The organism is Lacrimispora sp. (genome assembly GCF_046972725.1).
Lineage (GTDB): Bacteria > Bacillota > Clostridia > Lachnospirales > Lachnospiraceae > Lacrimispora.
The window spans coordinates 69,587-88,458 of record NZ_JBKVXF010000004.1 but is presented as its reverse complement, the minus strand read 5'-3'; the positions used below and the strand labels follow the sequence as shown (position 1 = coordinate 88,458).

Sequence of the window (18,872 nt, the reverse complement as noted above, 5' to 3'; positions counted from 1 at the left end):
TTACAAAACGGGCTTTGCCCTAACTTATTTAAATACGGCATGCACGACCCGGTTAAGCCCTGCTGCATCCTTTATTATCCGTATCTCAGCAAAACCGGCATCTTTTAACAGATCACTAACCGCCTCTGCCTGATCGTATCCGATTTCAAAATATACTGCTCCTCCTGCATTTATATACCTGCGGCCTTCACTTACCAGTCTCCGGTAAAAATACAACCCATCTTCTTTTCCATCAAGAGCCAGCACCGGTTCAAAATCACGTACCTCCGGCTGCAGTCCCTCAATTACCTTAGTTGGGATATAGGGAGGATTGGATACAATCACATCAAACGTTTTCTGTTCCTCCAAAGACGAAAACAAATCACTCTCCACAAAAGTAATTCTATCCCGGCCTAACAGATTTTCTGCATTTTTTTCTGCGACCTTTAATGCTTCTTTTGAAACATCCACCGCAGTTACGCAATCAAACCCGCCAATTCCGGCAAGGCTTATGGCGATGCAGCCGCTTCCTGTACACATATCAAGAATTCTGGGGTTCCTCCCCTTGTAATCCTTAAGAACCGACTCCACCAGTGTTTCCGTATCCTGTCTGGGAATTAATACGTGTTCATTCACATAAAATTCCATTCCCATAAATTCACAGCTTCCGATGATCTGCTGAAGAGGAATTCTCCGGGAACGCTTTTCAATCATAGATCTGTACTTTAAGATTCCGGGAGCATCCTCCTCCTGAGACAGCTTTTGGTTTCTGTCCAGCAGAAAGTGGGTCATATCCGTTTCAAACGCTTCAAAAAGCAGGTACTTCGCATCCAGAGACGCTTCTGCTACACCTGCTTTTAATAACAATTCTGTCCCCTCTTCCAGTAAAACCTGCATCGTCAGACTCATGACTGCCTCTCCGGAAAATTCTTATCCAAAAATGCATGCCAGTCAAACACAGCTTCCACCGAGGCAATCCCCACTTCTATCATGGTATCATCCGGCTCCTTGGTCGTAAGCTCCTGCATCCACATACCAGGGCGGCTTAACAAGTCCACAAGCTTTGAATCACTGCGTCCAGCAAGACGCAAAAACTCATAGGAAACCCCTGCAATGACCGGTATGAGTACGATTCTGCTGAGAATCCGCAGCGGAAGTGTATCCACCTGTACCACCATGAAAAACAGAATGCTGATGAGCATAACAATAAGAAGAAAGCTGGTTCCGCACCGTTTATGCTCCTTGGAACTGCTTCTCACATTCTCCACCGTAAGCTCCAGCCCATGTTCCAGACAATTGATGCATTTGTGTTCCGCACCATGATACATAAAGGTTCTTCTAATGTCTTCCATACGGGATACCAGCTTGATGTAAGCCACAAAAATACCGATCCTTATAACACCTTCCAACACGGCCATCACCGTATGAGACTGGATAAAACGTTTAAATATTCCTGCAAGAAACATGGGAAATACCATAAATATGCAGATTGCCATCACCACGGAAAAGACCATCACAATACTCATCAGAGCCTTTTCCATCTTTTCTCCAAACATCCGGTCCAACAGTCTTTCAAATCTGGTGGGTTCTGAATCTTCCTCATCATCTTCAAAGAAGCTTGCAGAAAATGTCAAGGCTCTCATTCCAAGAATCATGGAGTCGGCAAAACTGAACACCCCCCGGATAAAAGGAAGTGAGAAAAATTTCACTTTTTCCCCCATGCTGACATAAGAATCTTTTTTTACTTCAATGGCTCCGTCCGGCTTACGGACTGCTGTGGCATACTCATCCCCGTTTTTCATCATAACGCCTTCAATTACGGCCTGTCCGCCGATTCCTGAATACTTCATACGCCAACCACCTCTCTATTCAAATTGGAAGCCTTTTGTTTTTTCAAATTTCAAAAAAGGTTGAGCTAAAGTGTTTCCACTAAACTCAACCTTTTCTTTGCTCCAAACTTATTCAGCCTTAACGCCATATTTACGATTGAATTTATCAATACGTCCACGAGCGGAAGCAGCTTTCTGCTGACCGGTGTAGAATGAATGGCATTTAGAACAAACTTCTACGTGGATATCTTCCTTTGTAGAACCAGTTACGAATTCATTACCGCAGTTGCAAACAACGTTTGCCTGATAGTAATTTGGATGGATTCCCTCTTTCATGATTTTCACCTCGCATACTTTGATTTCTATTAAATCGCGGTCCTAAAAACCGACTTTGTCTAATAAACAGCTTGTATAGTATATCATAGAAAAATTTTTAATGCAAGCATTTATTTCTATAAAACCCCGAATTTCCTAGAAAAACCTCATTTTCTTGGAGGTTTCCACGAATTCACGGTTTGTCTTTGTCTTTGCAAATAAATCAAGGACCTTTTCTACCGCATCTTCCGGCTTCAGCGTATTGGTCGCTTTGCGAATGATATCAACCGCCTCGGCCTCTTCCCTTGTGAGCAAAAGATCATCTCTTCTGGTACCCGATTTCAGAATATCAATGGCAGGGAATATCCTCTTTTCCGATAGCTTCCGGTCAAGAACCAGTTCCATATTGCCGGTTCCCTTAAATTCCTCATAAATAACGTCATCCATACGGCTTCCGGTATCCACAAGCGCAGTCGCAAGAACCGTAAGACTTCCGCCTTCCCGCATATTCCTTGCCGCTCCAAAGAACCGTTTTGGCATATGAAGAGCTGCCGGGTCCAGACCACCGGATAAGGTCCGGCCGCTGGGTGCTACCGTTAAGTTATAAGCCCTTGCCAGCCGGGTAATGCTGTCTAAGAGAATCACAACGTCGCGTCCATGCTCTACAAGCCGCTTTGCGCGCTCCACGACCATCTCCGATACTCTTTTATGACGTTCGGGAAGCTCATCAAAAGTAGAATAAAGGACCTCTACATTATCTCCTACAATGGATTCCTTAATATCCGTAACCTCCTCCGGACGCTCATCAATCAAAAGGATCATAAGATGAATCTCCGGATGATTTACAGTAATGGCTTTTGCCACCTGCTTTAATAACGTGGTCTTACCTGCCTTGGGAGGAGATACGATCATACCTCTCTGGCCTTTTCCAATGGGGGACAAAAGATCCAGAACCCGCATGGCTGTAATATTTTTCCCTCCTGAAGTCTCCATATGAAGTCTTTTATCGGGAAATATGGGAGTCATATTTTCAAAATTCGGACGGCGTTCTGCCACACTCGCAGGATAGCCGTTAATATTCTTTACATAAAGCAAGGCAGCAAACTTCTCCGTGGCAGTCTTCACTCTGCGGCTGCCATGAATAATATCTCCAGTCTTCATATTAAATCGCCGGATCTGAGAAGGTGCCACATAAACATCATTTTCCCCTGGCAGATAATTTTCACACCGGATAAACCCAAAACCGTCCGGCATCACCTCTAAAATGCCATGTGCCTCAATTCCGCTGTCCAGTTCCTGCAGCTCAGGACTGGGCTGAAAATCTGGTTTCTGCTCTTCCGGGACATTATCCATTCGTGTTTCATTCCTGACCGGAGTCTCGCCATTGTTTACAGGAGCCGGGCGATAACCTGCAGCCCTCTGCTGTGTCTCAGGACGATAGGAACGAACAACGGTCTTTCTCTGACTGTTTCCGGAAGAAAGCCCCTGCTGGTCCACAATCTGATTCTGACCTGCGGCAGATGACTGAACGGGAGCTTTTGAAACCTCCCTTGCTTCCTCCTTCTTTTCCACTGGTGCATTCTCGTCTGAAACAGAAATCAGAGGATTTTCCGCTTCCTTTTCACAAAGTAAATCTATAATTTCGGCTTTTCGCATGGAACTGCAGCCTTTGATTCCTTTGGCTTTGGCAAGCTCCTTCAATTCCGCTAACGGCAGTGTCTGTAATTTTTCACGCATACTATTCTCCTTCATGATTCCTTATAACTTTTGTTTCGCAATCTTGGGAATGATTCACGATAGAATATCGCAAACAGATGACCGGAAGTGTACTTCCGGCCCAAATCAAGCTAAATCAGGTCGTACGATACGCTTATTATATACCTTAACAGATGAAAAGGAAAGTTATTTTTTCAGAAAGCTTAAGTGCTCCTTTATTTTCTTTTCATAGCCATTTTCCGTAGGACGGTAAAACTCGGTTCCTTCCATGCCATCAGGCAGATACTGCTGTTTTACATAGTGGTTCGGATAATCATGGGCATAAAGATATCCCTGCCCGTGTCCTAATTTTGCTGCCCCTTTATAATGGGCATCCTGCAGATGCACCGGAACAGGCATGGTCTTTTGATCCTTTACTGCCTGGAGCGCTTCAAAAACGGCAAGACAGGCCGCATTGCTTTTTGGAGCTGAGGCCACATAAGTGACCGCTTCCGCCAGAATTATCTGGGCTTCCGGAAGTCCGATCCGTTCTGCTGCCTGAGCGGCTGCCACCGCTACCACCAAAGCCTGGGGATCTGCATTCCCCACATCCTCTGCCGCACAGATCATGATCCTTCTGGCAATGAACATCAAATCTTCCCCTGCGTACAGCATTCTTGCCAGATAGTAAACTGCAGCGTCCGGGTCTGATCCTCTCATGCTCTTTATGAAAGCAGATATGGTATCATAATGATTATCCCCGGTCTTATCATAACGGACAACCCTTTTTTGTATGCATTCCTGCGCCACATCAAGATCAATATGGATTTTCCCGTCCGGGCCTCTTTCCGTGGTCATGATTCCCAGTTCCACCGCATTTAAGGCTGCCCTTGCATCTCCATTGGATACATCGGCAAGAAATTCCAGTGCTTCATCATCAATTTCCCCATGATAGGAACCCATCCCTTTGTCCCTGTCATATACCGCACGGCGAATCAGTTCCTTGATGTCGTCTTTTTCCAAAGATTTAAGTTCAAATACCCTGGATCTTGATAAAAGAGCTCCGTTTACTTCAAAATATGGATTTTCCGTAGTAGCGCCAATCAGTATTAACGTTCCATCTTCCACAAAAGGAAGAAGATAATCCTGTTGTCCTTTATTGAAGCGGTGGATCTCATCAACGAATAAAATCGTCTTTTTCCCATACATACCAAGGGCATCCTTTGCTTCTTTAACGATTTCCTCCATATCTTTTTTCCCGGCTACCGTTGCATTCAACTGCTTAAAATCTGCACTGGTCGTATTGGCAATGACTCTTGCCAACGTGGTTTTTCCCGTTCCGGGAGGACCGTAAAAAATTACAGATCCCAGCTTATCCGCTTTAATCGCCCGGTACAGCAGTTTATCCTTTCCAATAATATGCTGCTGGCCTACCACCTCTTCAAGCGTAGAAGGACGAAGCCTGGAGGCAAGAGGGGCTTCCTTCTCCATCGTATTCTCCCTCATGTAATCAAATAAATCCATTGTTCTTCTCCTATATATCGTGACAGACTGATGCTCTGACAAAATGTATCTTTCCTTATCTGCATGGGAAGCGGCTGATATAAATGCATAAAAATTTTAATTTACACATTTTTCCTGAAACCATTCATAATACCCACACTATAACCATTATGGGCAGTATTCCTCTGTTTGTCAAGAATAGTTACTGCTTACTCCTGCCATAAAGAATCAATTCTTTCGATAATCCTTTTTCCATGCACCTTTTCCTGTAATATGAAACTCATATCCTTTCATAAGAGTCAAACAAATGCATTCTACCAGAAAAACAATATTTCGATAGACCTTAATTCGCCAGACTGCCTGTACGGATTGTCTCTGGCATTTCACCTGAAAATAAGGAAAAAGAAAAAGCAGCGTAACCGATGTTATCGCCGCCTTTTCTCTTTCCTTTTCTCTTTTAAAAAAGCACATATCAGTCTACCAGCAATTCATCAACCGTAACAAACGTAAACCCTTGTTTTGTCAGAGTATCAATTACTTCAAGGGCTGCTTCAACCGATGTGGAGTATACATCATGAAGAAGTATTATGTCACCTGGTTCTGCATGTTTTACAATGTGGCGCACCACCCTTTTTGTGTTCTGGCTTTTCCAGTCCAGAGGGTCAACATTGCATATAAATGGAAAATAAACCTCGAATGAGTAGAATCATTAAAAAAGTGTGAAAAACATATGAAAAAAGCTAGTCCTATTATAACATCCAACTTTTGGTATTTCAATACCTATTTTATATGTCAGCGTTCGATTACATTATCATGAATCTGTTTCATGTAATTCATCTTTTTGGTTTGAATTTCTTGATCAATAAACTCCTGGGCAACAGATTTTATTAACTCTCCTTTTTCCTTATTAAAGTTGTTTATATTTTTGTAGTATCCTTTAATCTCCTTGACCGTATGTCGTTTTTGAAAAACTTGATTCAATTCCTTCATTTTCTTTACTAATATATTGGTCGGACGGAAACCAGCGGATTTAATTTGATCAACAATAAAACTTTCTTCTGCCAGATTCATAGAGTCTTGCATTATTTTATTTAAGTATTTTAAATCTGAATACTCCCCATCAGAAGCCTTTACTAAAGCATTTCTTACATAAGAGGAATTTTCTTTGAAAAGTTGCTTGTCCAATGGGAAGCCATACCGATCTGCAAAATGGCAGGCAAACGTCATAGTCGTTCGTGTATTACCTTCTCTAAATGCATGAACTTGCCATAAAGCTGCTATATTTTTTGAAAACTCTCTAGAGCGATCCTCCAGAATGAGTTCCTTCCATTTAATTTCAGCCATATGATCTAATACAGACTTAGCATTTTTTTCTATTTCAGAAGGATACGAATACCTTATAGTGTCTCCTCCTAAAACAGGCTCTGCTTTATAAATTTGTATCGTTCTGGGCTCTCCTGCAAATGGATAAATATCTTCAAAGATATGTTTATGAATAGCCTTTACATAATTAAAGTCCAAATTTTGTCCCTGATTCAATTTATCAATACTTAAGAGTTTAATAAATGTAATATCAGCTTCAGCAGCTTCCAGCTTGTCTGCATCTTTAATATTTAGTTTATTCTTTAAGACGGGAACATCATCATACAAATATGGATCTCTCATATTGCTTCTCCCTACATTTGGTATTTCTCAATGACTGTCTGCAGCATATCTTCCTCAGATATGTTACCTTCTACAAACTGTTCAGCTAACTGCTTGGTAAATCTTGTTGGTTCAGGAGCATCTAAAGTAGACAGCGCTAATGCGTTATTAACCATTTTTTCACGTTCTTCTCTGGTCGTTGTTGGCACACAATATTCTTTACTTATCAAATCCCTTCTCTTATCAAGATTATCTGCTGATACAATTTCAATTAAATCGCCAGGCTCGCAATTAATAAAATCACAAATTTTTTCCAATACACTTAAAGGCAATTCTTTAATAGCATTATTGCAGATTGCAGATATAGTAGGTTGCCGTATACCAGTTTTACGAGACAATTCCACTTGTGTAAATCCTCTCTCATCTAATAAACTCTTTAATTTAAAATTTACCATAATGACACCTCCTTACCTCTATTAGCATTATACTACGTTTTGCGTTATTTTTCAACTATTATTTCCTTTCAAGTATAACTTATTTAAAAATATATTTAAAAGAACTGCTACTTATTACAATTTTTCCAGCTTTCAAATTTTTATTTAAAAAATTCAAAGCGTAAGGTTGCAAATTATATAAAAGATATCAACATATCCAATTTGCGAAGCACTATAGATTATGTGTTTAATCTCAAGTGGTGCTTTTCTACCATCAGAAAATTCAATTTTTCCTGTTGAACTAAACCTGTTATTATTACTATCATAAAAAGATTCTATCAAAAGTTCCATTTCTTCTGGACTCATAGTTTTTTTATATATTCAACACTTATACTATCAAAACTCAATTTTATTTTAATAGTATTATCAAAATGATTTCATCTACCTTTTGAGACTATATTTTACAGATTAAATACAGGGTAATCGAAATCTATCAAAAGGTAGATTTTTTGAGAACCGTTTACATTTAATTGAAAAACATTTATAATATTTTAAGATTTAAATAAAAAAAGGAATAATTTATGTCTAATCTAATAATATTTTCGTCATTTTACTTTTTCACCAGTTTAATAATACTATTTGAAATAGGGAAATTGAAATATAAATTATCTTTATATAATTTGTATATTTTCTTATTACTTCTATTTGTCCAATATTTGAATACAGAAATTTACTTGTTAAATCTTGATGTAATGCCATCTTATACGAATTTAGTAATACTTATTCTCTCATTTATTATATCATTAATTTATTTAATTTATCATTTTATAAGTTATAATTCTGTTCCTGGAATTATTTTAGCAGCATTATTTATTTTTTTTCTTACATTAATTGTTTTAATATTTTGTATTGATTTTATTAATATCATGCCAACATATGGATTTATAATTGCATTAATAATTCTTTTTTTTCATATGTTTATATTAATGCTGGCTTTAAAAATAATGACTAAAGATTTATTAAAATTTATATATACATGCTTTTTATCATTGCTGGGATTTTACGCAGTAATAACATTAATTATATCTTATCAAAACCCTACTGATTTTACTGTTTCAGACATACGCTTTGCATTATATAATTTTTTATTGGTACCTGAAAAAGAATTAAATGATCTATTAAGTATAATCCTATTTTTTATTAAAATTGCATATACATTTATTTTCTTTATGCCTTTACTAAATAAGATACCAGAGTACATAAAAAAATTTATATTTAATGAAGATAGTAATGCTTAGTATTATATATATTAATTGCTGTTTCGTTCACACAATAATCTTACTTTACTTCCTCTAAAATTTAATAAGAGTTCCTTTAGTCTTTCTGGTAGCGTATTTATTATCAGATTTTCTTTAAGAAACTCAACAGGGTATCCAACAATTAAAGGAGTGTACCTTCGGACTACCTCCTTTAATTTGTGGCTCTCTTCGGTGGGCATATCTTCACCACAATTTTGTAAGCAGCTGCCAAACTCAGTTAAAAACTCAACATTTGTAACGGTCCCTTTTAGATCAACTACTATTAAAGCAATACACAATTCTTTAGCCCCAGCTGCACCCCCTGGTATTAAAATAGATTCAGAAGCATTACCAGATTGATTTTTTAAATCTGTAAATATATTATTTCCATATATTTTTATCATTGCTTGATATAAAAGATTTAATATACCTTTTGCATACTCCATATTCACAGAATGATAAGAGTCATGTAATTTGCGATAATCAATACATGGTAATATGTTACGTTCAATATAGTCACTATATTTACGAGATAGGTCCTTATATTTCCCTGTGATAGGTGATACTCTTTCTTGACCCTTATATACTTTTTTTCTAGCATTTGAGTGACGAACACCGACAATCCCATTTTGACTTTCATATCTTTTAGCCATATTATAAAAAGTTCCTTTGGGTAGATTTAAAATCAGGCACGCTTCAGCTACTGAAAACTCTCCTGATTGCCACTCATCATAAACATGTTTCCAGTTATCCGGGTAAGGAGTAGGCTGTCTTCCGCCTCTGTTTTTCTTTTCCATATTTTCCATAATCACTTTTTCCAAACTATTTTTATATAATCATCATAGATAACCACTGTCTCAATGTATGAGAATGCCACAGCTCTCCTATCATCAAAGTTCAGTTCATTGAAGATTATTTTTTGAGGAACTACTAATTCTTGTATCACCTTTTTCTTTTGATCTTCCAATTCATTTTTTTTATTTGTCAGTTCTTCTAATTCTTTGTTGATGTATTCTATGGTTAGGCTGCTTATTGATTCTGATTTTAGTACTTGCATAAGATTTGATATTGCCTCTGCCACTCTGATCAGCTCGATTTCTATTTCATTTGTACTATGTGCTGATTCAATAGGCGTTGAATTGCATTTTTCAAACAACGATTCTATTTCTTTCTGTACTGCCTCCTCAATTTCTTCTATTGTGATCTCAATATTAATATTGCAGTCTAAAAAATCCTTACCTCTGCATCGTAGGAACCGAACAGTCTCACTATCTGATTTCCTGTCGTATTTTCTTACCATTACTGCACGGCCACAATCTCCACATTTTATTAGTCCAGTAAGCCAACTATTACGAGGGCTATTATTGGAAGTAAATTGTTGATTTTTATCAAGCTTTTGTTGACATTGCAGCCAAAGTTCTGAATCGATATATCCCGGCCAGTTGCCAATTGCAAAAGTGGCTTCTTTGGGATTTAATGTTCCCTTAGTTCTGGCCCCATTTTTTCCCACCAAAACACCACCATGCTCTCCATTAAATTCATCAATCGGATTTAAAATATTTACGCCCAACTTTTTAAAATAGGTATATACCGCATGATCACACTTAACACTAGCCGGGTTTCGCAACACTCTACTAAGGGAACAAGCAGTCCAATTTTTACTATTTGGTCCTGGACATTTCTCCTTATTAAGTAATCGACTAACATCACCCAAGCTTGTTGTAGGATAAGCGTACACTTTCATTATCTCATCCAAAACATTCATGGTATCCTCTAATTTTAAAGAGGATACCTTTTTGCCATCTTGCACTATCGTCGTATTGCTAAAACCATAAGGAGCCGGGCCACCCGGCCAACGTCCCAACTCTACTCTATCATAATAATTATCTGATACTCTCTTTGAAATTTGTTCTCGCTCCATCTGGGCAAAAATAGCCATAATAAATATCATTGCTTTTCCTATGGGAGTAGAAGTATCAAAGTTTTCTGTTACTGAAATAAACTCCACTTTATACTTACTCATATACTCCCAGGTATTAGCAAAATCCATCAATGATCTGGTAAAACGATCAAGTTTATACACTAAAACTCTTGTAATAGCTCCCTTTTTGATATCACTAAGTAAATTTTGTAATTCTGGTCTGTGTACCAAATCTTTCCCAGATATTCCTCTGTCTATGTATAGTTTAGGTTCACCAATGGCTATACTTTTTGCAAAATTTATTTGTGTTTCAATGGAAAGACTGTCTTTTTTATCTATAGACTGTCGGGCATAAATTGCGTCCATATTATAAAATTAATTTCCTTTCCTAAAATTTATTATCTGTTCCTTATTTGATCGAGAACTACCTTTTCGTTTCTCAGAATTATTATAGAAAATTATCTGAAGCTCTGTATATACCTCTTGTACGGTTTTTGATCGTTCGTGGGCGTTTTTATACTCAGGATACACATTTTCTACTCTCATAAAATACACTTTCACCTCAGTAGACAATTATAATTTGCTTTAATATATGATTTGTATTTTAAATTAATCCATCAGGACAAGCCAAACTTCAATAATTCAATTAATTTATTGAATACCCCTTCCATATTGGGAAGGTAAGTTCTTAATTCCTCAATGCCTTTTACATAGACGGTTTGTAATCCATGCCTTGGTTCCGGATAGCATAACGCCGTTAGAGCTACAAATAAAAGAAACGCAATCACGATTAAGATGAAAACAATTATAAGTCCTTTTAAGGTACTAATTACAAACTTTAGGCTATTTGACTTTTCAACAATCACTACATTTTTATTTTTTATCTTATGTTTTTTTCTTAACTCTTCTTGCTCCTCATATGCAGCCTGATCTTCTTTTACCTTTTTCATTAATGTATTATTAAATTTAGCCATTTTTTTCTCCTATAGATTTAATAACGTACGATAAATTTGATTGGATGTCGATGAGTATAAATAAGCGTCTGGAACATAATCACAAAAAAATGTAAAATCTTTTTTTTCATCCATCATCTCCTTTATAGCTTCCCTATCTACATTTGGTACGAAACTAAAAATATACCCCGTAGCACGATAATTTGAGTTTGAAAGCACATCATATACACAATTTATTTCACCTGGTTTGATGCCTCCACAGAATATTCGAAAATTCTGCTCCAGAAAAGATATCTTTTCAAATGATTGATCTAGGACAGATCCATAATCCTTAACCAGAAATTCATAATCCAGCTTGCCTATTTCTGCAATGTTTTCCCTCCTAAACATATCAACATGTTCATATGTAATTCTCTTTACCTTACGATCCTCTTTCACATTGTTATAAAGCTCTTTTACACCGTCAATATATCCACTACGATTCATTTCTACATAACAGCATCTATACCCCATTAAGCTTAAATATTTTACAATCTGAATTGCTTGGGTCGTAGTTCCAATACGGCCCAGACAGCCAGCTACTGCAACGGTCTGGCTCTCCTTTTTAAATTTCCTCATCCTCTTCCTCCTCGATTTTTGGCTTTTTGTTTTTCTTACGTTTTATACTCCTTTTAGCGATAATTATTAAAATAGTTGCAATTAACAGTAAAAGCAGTAGAATTGCCAGTATAATTGGATTTGATAGCAGCCACTTCAAAAAGTCCCAAAATTTCATACCACCAAGTTCATAGGTTGCAGTTGCATTCTTTTTATAGATAACCTGATCCGTTTGATTTTCTGCTTCTGATTCAATGTAATCTCCATGATAGACATTTGCTTTTACGGACGGATAGGTGACGTCACCCCCATAAGTCCCTCTAACATCCTTTACAAGCTTACGTCCATGAGCTGTTGCGTTGCGTATCATTTCACCATCTTTTAATACGGGTTCTCCAGACCACTCAATGCTCATCACTTCATAATACTCAGCTGGCAAATTTAAGTAAGCCAATAACTGCCCTGCATGATCTATTAAAGGAGAATCACTGGAAATTTCAGTTTCCCCTAACATGTATGAATCGGCATCGTAGCCGGTAACTGTCACAGGAAATGTAAAATTATAATCCCAGTACGTTCCTTCATCTTTATAATTGACTGCTGGAAGCCTAACCTTTAACTTTTGTTCTAAGTCTTCATTAACAACGTTGACCTCTGCATCTTCAGGCAAAGAGTCTATGTACTCTACTCCTTTATATAATATTGAAGCTTCAGAATATTTCGTCGTTTCCTCCGTAGTAATTTCTTTAATTTCACTTTTCTTTAAGGTATATTTTTTCCCCTTTCGTTCAACGCTTTTTTTAGGTTCATATTTTTTGGGGTCTCCCACAAAAGGATTAGAGTCATAAGTGATTACCTCGCCTGGAAAAATTTCTTCTACATTGTCTATTCTGACAGATTTTAGACGATATTTTAGCCCATCCTTTTCATAAATTTCTTTAAACTGTGTTTTTCCATCCTCTTCTTTTATGGAGGTTCTATATTCTTTTTTTACTTCTATTTCTTTCTCTCCTGCTTGTGCCATGCCAGCGCACACCAAGACCAGGGGGGCTACAATGGATATAACTACAAGACCCTTCTTAAGTTTATTTTTCATCTTTCTTATCTCTTTTTCTCCATATTTTTTATAAAGCTATTTCCATTTGAATATCCAATTTTTTATTACAAGTTCCTGTTATCATTGAATTTATTTAAACAATGTCTTAAAATGGCAACATATACCATTACAGTAAGGAGATTTGCATATGGGAAGCTTTGCCTATATAAACGCTGCCAGAACCATTAAAATTTATGCCAAAGATTGTACTGCGAAAAATAAAGATACACCTTTTTATTGTTGGAATCCCGATTGTAAAGCTAAAGTAAATCTAAAAGCTGCTAATTCCATTCACAAAGAACCGTATTTTGGTTTAGTATCTAACACCCTTAAGCATACTGGTTGGTGTAAAAAAATAACATTAGAAAAGACTAGTCGAGACTATGACTCTCATGGATTTAATTTCAACAAAATTATTAATAATTTATTAACAGAACCACCTAGAACTTCTTCTAATACTCCAGTAATCAATTCACCCACCTTAGGTTTACCTGCTCCTGGCACACCACCTACCACCACCATTACTCATTCCAAGCCAGTTTCAATCTCTGATTTGTATCAAATTTGTAAAAGCCTTATGATAAATGGAGATTTTGGCGGTATTAAGCGAAAGATAATGTTATGTGATGATAAATCAAACTTTTTTTACACAAAAGGTATTCTTGGCTATCATCTGGTAGAATGCACATATCATCACTATGATCCTCTAAAAAAAACAATTTATTTCAAGTATCCTCTCTCTTCTACTCTACCGAATCAATATACTGTAGGCTTGAAATTTTACAATGACAAATTATTTAAAAAGCTTGAAAAATTCTTTTATAAATGTCCGGCCAATCAAATTATTGTTTTAGCTGGAAATTGGAAGAACAAATCTGGAATTTATGTAACTGACTGTAATTCTAAAAAGGCAATCTATACACTTTAATTGTTAAAGCATCCTTCATTTGAGCATATATTAACTATATGCTCTTTTTATTCAGTAATGGATAGGCTACAATAAATTGGACAGATATTTTAAGGTCATGTAAAATAGAAGCTAGAAAAGGAGTAATGATCATGACCGAAAAAAGAAAGCCCCGTTCTTATACGGATGAATTTAAACAGCAGTTAGTTCAGCTGTATCATAATGGAAAAAGAAAATGTGATATCTGTCGTGAATACGATATTGCCACCTCATTGCTGGATAAATGGCTCAAGCAGTCTGCCACCTCTGGTTCTTTCCACGAGAAAGATAACCGTTCCACAGAACAGCAAGAATTAATTGAACTGCGTAAACGAAATAAACAATTGGAGATGGAGAACGACATTTTAAAACAAGCAGCGCTGATTTTAGGACGAAAGTAAATGTGATTAAGGCAAATGCTCACAAATACTCTGTATCAGCAATGTGTAAAGTCCTAAACAACCCTAGAAGTTCCTATTATTATGAAGCAACGCAGAAACAACCAGAAGATAGTCTGGCAGCTGAAATCCGTGAGATATTCCGGCAGAGCCGGAATAATTATGGTACTCGGAAAATCAAAGTGGAGCTTTCCAAAAAAGACCTCAGGGTTTCCCGTAGGCGCATTGGGAGAATCATGAAGCAAGAGGGGCTTGTATCCTCCTATACCGTAGCACAATACAAACCACATGTGGATAAATGCAATGAATCCAAAGTGCAAAACATAGTAAACCGGGATTTCTCCGATCAGCCGCAATATAACGTTGTAGTCAGCGATTTGACCTATGTACGGGTAGGAAACAGCTGGAATTACATCTGTGTGCTTGTTGATCTGTTCAACCGGGAAATCATTGGTTACAGTGCTGGCAAGAACAAAGATGCCAAGCTGGTTAGTAAAGCTTTTTCCAGAGTCAATGTAAATCTGGAAAAAATACAGATTTTCCACACCGACCGTGGGAATGAGTTTAAAAATAAAACTCTGGATGAAACGCTTGAAACATTTCACATTCGCCGCTCTCTGAGCATGAAAGGGTGTCCTTATGACAATGCGGTAGCAGAGGCTACATTTAAAATCATTAAGACCGAATTTGTGAAAGGTCAGGAATATGAGACGCTAGAGCAGTTACAGTACGAATTGGCTGATTATGTAAACTGGTTTAATAACCATAGGATTCATTCCTCACTTGGTTATTTGACCCCCAAAGAGTATCGACTTACTAACCTTAAAAAAGTTGTCTAAAAAAGTGTTGACAATCCAGTATGAGATAGTTTTAAACAGTTCTCTCCATACTTTGTTAGCAGTCATGTCCATATATCCATGAGACTTAACCTCATTCTTATAATTATCCAGGCCAAAAGACTTACATTTTTTGTCTTTAAGGCAATCCTTATTTGATGTATAATAAAATTATTATAAAAAAAGAAAGTGGTGATATTATGATGGTTGAAGCCAGCAGTATTCTATTACCAGAAAAAAAAAAGGTATTAGAAGTCCAAATCTATAGAGAACAACTTTTGAGATATTTAGACGATTATCAAATTCGTTTAAATAACTTTGGGTTAAATTTAGATAAAGATGAACATAAGTGGGTTAAATTAATTGTATGTACAATGGGGGACCTATCCGATAAAAAGATACAAGAAAGTGCCCATAAGGCCTATAACAATTTAGGAGATAACGCTAGACGATTGGTATCAAAATATTTAAGAAAAATAATGTTGATGATTGGAAACATATGTGAATGCATTATCATTGACAATTGTAAGAGAAAAACCACCATCAATATAAAGTGTATTAATTATGCTTGTTTTAAAGAGGATATAAATACAGTATATGATATTGCTTACGATGAATACACACCATTTTCGCCATCTCATTCAAGAATTGTTATGGTAACAGAACATGGTATTGTAAGCTATAAGCCTAATCTGTTTGTGAATGAACCAAATCATGTAAATAAAGATATCATTTGGTGTAATAAGAAACATAATGAGAAGATATTACAAGCCAGAATACCATATACAGAATACGAACAGATGGCAAGATTACAGATTAAGTCATCTACACATTATAAAAACATTGGTTGGAACGAAGAAAAGTATAGGTTCTCACCAATCATTTATTTTGACCTGAATAGGGATATAAATGAGCTGTATGGGTATTTAGCAAGTAATAATTCAAATCTGTATGTAAGGTCTATAATGGACTTTGATTATGATATGATGAATGAATGTAACTGGTATTTCAAATTATTAGCTGGACACTTTTCCGGAATGTTTGATATACGAGATTTTAATAGTACATTATCAAATAGTCTGGATAATGGTATTATGAAATACATATTTCGTTCAGATATAAAATCATTGCTTAATAAAGACAGTATTATAAAATCAGAACAGTTAGTAAATGGACTACAAGATTTTATTATTTCAAATAATAATCAGATAAAACTTGATGAAATAATGGTATAAAAAATATAAGGAGGATAATATGGCAGAAGAAACAGTTTTAGGAATAGGAGATATATTAGATACTATTTTCGAAAATGGCAGTATTGAAATAATAAGTAGTGTGTATAAAATGGCCAAAACCACAAAATCTCTTTATGACAAAATTATGCTTACTAAATTAGCTAAATTTATAACATATGGTGGAAAATTAACAAATAATGTTGAAGCTGCATTTGATAAAAGAATATTATTTGGAAATGATTTAGATAGTCATGTTTTCTTTTCGAATTTACTTTCAAAGTTAAATCAGCTTGATGAAGAAGATAAAATTATACATTTTGCAATGTTATGTAATGCAAGGGTTAAGAGTAATATAGATATAGATATTTATGAAAAAATCTTTAAAACTATATATTACTGCACAGCATCAGAGCTAAGATATATAAAAGAAAATATAGGTAAAGAAATTACTGAAAGAGAGAATACTATAACTATATTTAGTCTGATTCAGTATGGATTAATTCAAAAGACTTATAATGAAAAAGAAAAGAGTAACAGATTTTATTTTACTGAATATGCTGCAATTGTATATAAGTATGCTCTTAACTACGATAACATAAATGATGATAGACAGTTTAGATTAAGCAATATAACAATTAAGGAAGATGATTATACACTTAATAAGATGGTAAGCTTAGAAAGTATTAAAAACCTTAAAAATTCAATTGATATAAAAGACATTAATACTAATATTAATTTAAAAGAAAAAACTTTTAATCTCCAATTTTTTATTGGAAATAAGGGAATCAAGATAGTATCAGATAGGATGTATTTTGCTTTTAGATCCAGTAGTGGCTTTTATGTTTGCAAAAGCTATAAATGCAACCAATTTTATGATATAAGTTTAAATAGAAATATATATCGTAAAGGATATAAATTTGATAAGAATGGACTAAGGACGTGTGACCAATATGGAATAGTATTCTATTTCAAGGTAATTAATAAAGAAGAGCGATATTTAAAAATTTTTCATTACAGTAATAGTTATACAACACAAGAAATTAGTAAAGAATCATATAATGCAGAGATAAATCAGGTTGATGATTATTTTGCTCTAATAAAATCTGGAAATGTGGGAAGTGATTATTATATAAGGTTGTGCTCAATTATAATGGATTACTTTTATACAAAATAATAGAGCAACAAAAGAACCGTTAAACTGCTTAAAAATAACCAATAACCTATTTACATGCTTCTAAGTAAAATATAAACTTCAATATCTTCTTGTAAGTGTAAAAAAATGACCATATCCCCTGAACAGAACTCAGTTCCACTGTGTTTCTTCCAGGCTCCGACTTGAACGTTAACCCCACGAACGGAACTCAATTCTGCTCTTCAGCTTCCTTTACCCATCTGGATCATATTCCTGCCATAAAGTTTGCACGTATTTTTGCAAAAATTTTTGGGGGGAGTCAAGGGTGGGACGACCCTTGTCGTAAAAGCGTAGCGGGGGCGAAATCCCCTTGCTTTTTTCGTCGTAGGCATTGTGGATATGTGGGGAAGGCTGCCGCTCTTAGAAGGTGGGGGAAATTGTTTATAACTATCTGATAGCCACTTCATCGGATTGTTACGAACGGTTTTCTCCATGCTTAGTTGGCCGTCTTACCTACATATCCATGATGCTATACTAATGCCAAAGAATTACCAAGGCGAAAAAATGTATCCATGTTTTTCGAAGACATTCTTTTGATCCGAACTTTTTTACCATACCACCGGCTGCTTTTTATGACAAATTTTTTCTCTCCAGTCTCCTACCGTCATTATTATGGATATACAGCAAACTCCACAAACGGAACTCAGTTTCGCTTCCTCTCTTCCTAGATTCAATCAGATTCCTACTTCTCATGAACGGAACTCGGTTCCGTTACCTCTCTTTCCAACTTCCACCAGAGCCTCACTCCTTATGAACAAAACTCAGTTCCGCTTACTCTCTTCCTGGATTCAATCAAAGCCTTACTCCTCACGAATCGAACTCAATTCTGTTAACTCTCTTCCCAGCTTTCACCAAAGCCTCACTCCTTATGAACGGAACTCAGTTCCGCTATCTCTTCTCTTAGCCCTGATCTAAACCCTGCTATTCGAACAGAACCTTAACTCCACGAGCAAAACTCAGTTATTCCCTTATTCCCCTTCACAAAATTTAATTCCATCTAT

Annotated in this window: 17 protein-coding genes and 1 pseudogene; 4 read left to right on the top strand and 14 right to left on the bottom strand. The window is 36.1% G+C overall.

Annotation, left to right across the window (positions count from 1 at the left end):
* Positions 1 to 24 precede the first annotated feature (24 nt).
* The 14 genes and pseudogenes from prmC to ACLTWA_RS14435 form a co-directional block, all read right to left on the bottom strand.
* The gene (gene prmC / locus ACLTWA_RS14500; RefSeq protein WP_412328614.1) at positions 25 to 888 is read right to left on the bottom strand and encodes a peptide chain release factor N(5)-glutamine methyltransferase; all 864 of its coding nucleotides are present in this window, start codon (positions 886 to 888) and stop codon (positions 25 to 27) included.
* A complete protein-coding gene (locus tag ACLTWA_RS14495; protein WP_412328613.1) occupies positions 885 to 1,829 on the bottom strand; it encodes a DUF1385 domain-containing protein in 945 nt (314 codons plus the stop codon). Before ACLTWA_RS14495 ends, prmC begins: the two co-directional genes overlap by 4 nt.
* Positions 1,830 to 1,937: 108 nt before the next feature.
* A complete protein-coding gene (rpmE, locus tag ACLTWA_RS14490; RefSeq protein WP_394524814.1) occupies positions 1,938 to 2,144 on the bottom strand; it encodes a 50S ribosomal protein L31 in 207 nt (68 codons plus the stop codon).
* Positions 2,145 to 2,279: 135 nt separating this feature from the next.
* Positions 2,280 to 3,860 (bottom strand): transcription termination factor Rho, encoded by a 1,581-nt coding sequence (gene rho, locus ACLTWA_RS14485; protein WP_412328612.1) that lies wholly within the window; start codon positions 3,858 to 3,860, stop codon positions 2,280 to 2,282.
* Between the two features lie 165 nt (positions 3,861 to 4,025).
* Positions 4,026 to 5,342 carry a replication-associated recombination protein A gene (locus tag ACLTWA_RS14480; protein WP_412328611.1) on the bottom strand — a complete coding sequence of 439 codons (1,317 nt, stop codon included), beginning with the start codon at positions 5,340 to 5,342 and terminating at the stop codon, positions 4,026 to 4,028.
* A gap of 207 nt (positions 5,343 to 5,549) precedes the next feature.
* The gene (locus ACLTWA_RS14475) at positions 5,550 to 5,792 is read right to left on the bottom strand and encodes a hypothetical protein (RefSeq protein ID WP_412328610.1); all 243 of its coding nucleotides are present in this window, start codon (positions 5,790 to 5,792) and stop codon (positions 5,550 to 5,552) included.
* A gap of 1 nt (position 5,793) precedes the next feature.
* Positions 5,794 to 5,991 (bottom strand): annotated as a pseudogene (locus ACLTWA_RS14470) (peptidoglycan N-acetylglucosamine deacetylase); the annotation flags it as partial.
* 122 nt (positions 5,992 to 6,113) lie between these two features.
* Positions 6,114 to 6,986, bottom strand: coding sequence for a Fic/DOC family protein (locus ACLTWA_RS14465; RefSeq protein WP_412328609.1), 873 nt, complete (start codon positions 6,984 to 6,986; stop codon positions 6,114 to 6,116).
* An 11-nt stretch (positions 6,987 to 6,997) separates the two neighbouring features.
* Positions 6,998 to 7,420: a helix-turn-helix domain-containing protein gene (locus tag ACLTWA_RS14460; protein ID WP_412328608.1), complete on the bottom strand. Its 423-nt coding sequence runs from the start codon at positions 7,418 to 7,420 to the stop codon at positions 6,998 to 7,000.
* A 1,288-nt stretch (positions 7,421 to 8,708) separates the two neighbouring features.
* Complete coding sequence (locus ACLTWA_RS14455) at positions 8,709 to 9,503, bottom strand: hypothetical protein (RefSeq protein WP_412328607.1); 795 nt, start codon at positions 9,501 to 9,503, stop codon at positions 8,709 to 8,711.
* Between the two features lie 2 nt (positions 9,504 to 9,505).
* Entirely contained in the window at positions 9,506 to 10,984 is a 1,479-nt protein-coding gene (locus tag ACLTWA_RS14450) for a recombinase family protein (protein WP_412328606.1), read from the bottom strand.
* 251 nt (positions 10,985 to 11,235) lie between these two features.
* Entirely contained in the window at positions 11,236 to 11,592 is a 357-nt protein-coding gene (locus ACLTWA_RS14445; RefSeq protein ID WP_412328605.1) for a hypothetical protein, read from the bottom strand.
* 9 nt (positions 11,593 to 11,601) lie between these two features.
* The gene (locus ACLTWA_RS14440; protein WP_412328604.1) at positions 11,602 to 12,189 is read right to left on the bottom strand and encodes a hypothetical protein; all 588 of its coding nucleotides are present in this window, start codon (positions 12,187 to 12,189) and stop codon (positions 11,602 to 11,604) included.
* The gene (locus ACLTWA_RS14435) at positions 12,176 to 13,264 is read right to left on the bottom strand and encodes a hypothetical protein (protein ID WP_412328603.1); all 1,089 of its coding nucleotides are present in this window, start codon (positions 13,262 to 13,264) and stop codon (positions 12,176 to 12,178) included. Before ACLTWA_RS14435 ends, ACLTWA_RS14440 begins: the two co-directional genes overlap by 14 nt.
* A gap of 148 nt (positions 13,265 to 13,412) precedes the next feature.
* On the opposite strand from ACLTWA_RS14435, the gene ACLTWA_RS14430 reads away from it, so the two are divergent.
* From ACLTWA_RS14430 to ACLTWA_RS14415, 4 genes are all read left to right on the top strand, one after another.
* Positions 13,413 to 14,192, top strand: coding sequence for a hypothetical protein (locus ACLTWA_RS14430; protein ID WP_412328602.1), 780 nt, complete (start codon positions 13,413 to 13,415; stop codon positions 14,190 to 14,192).
* Between the two features lie 131 nt (positions 14,193 to 14,323).
* A protein-coding gene (locus ACLTWA_RS14425) for an IS3 family transposase (RefSeq protein ID WP_412326607.1) occupies positions 14,324 to 15,447 on the top strand; the annotation gives its coding sequence in 2 pieces (ribosomal slippage) (positions 14,324 to 14,582 and positions 14,582 to 15,447; 1,125 coding nt in all).
* Between the two features lie 197 nt (positions 15,448 to 15,644).
* Positions 15,645 to 16,679, top strand: coding sequence for a hypothetical protein (locus ACLTWA_RS14420; RefSeq protein ID WP_412328601.1), 1,035 nt, complete (start codon positions 15,645 to 15,647; stop codon positions 16,677 to 16,679).
* A 19-nt stretch (positions 16,680 to 16,698) separates the two neighbouring features.
* Entirely contained in the window at positions 16,699 to 17,853 is a 1,155-nt protein-coding gene (locus ACLTWA_RS14415) for a hypothetical protein (protein WP_412328600.1), read from the top strand.
* Positions 17,854 to 18,872: the final 1,019 nt, after the last annotated feature.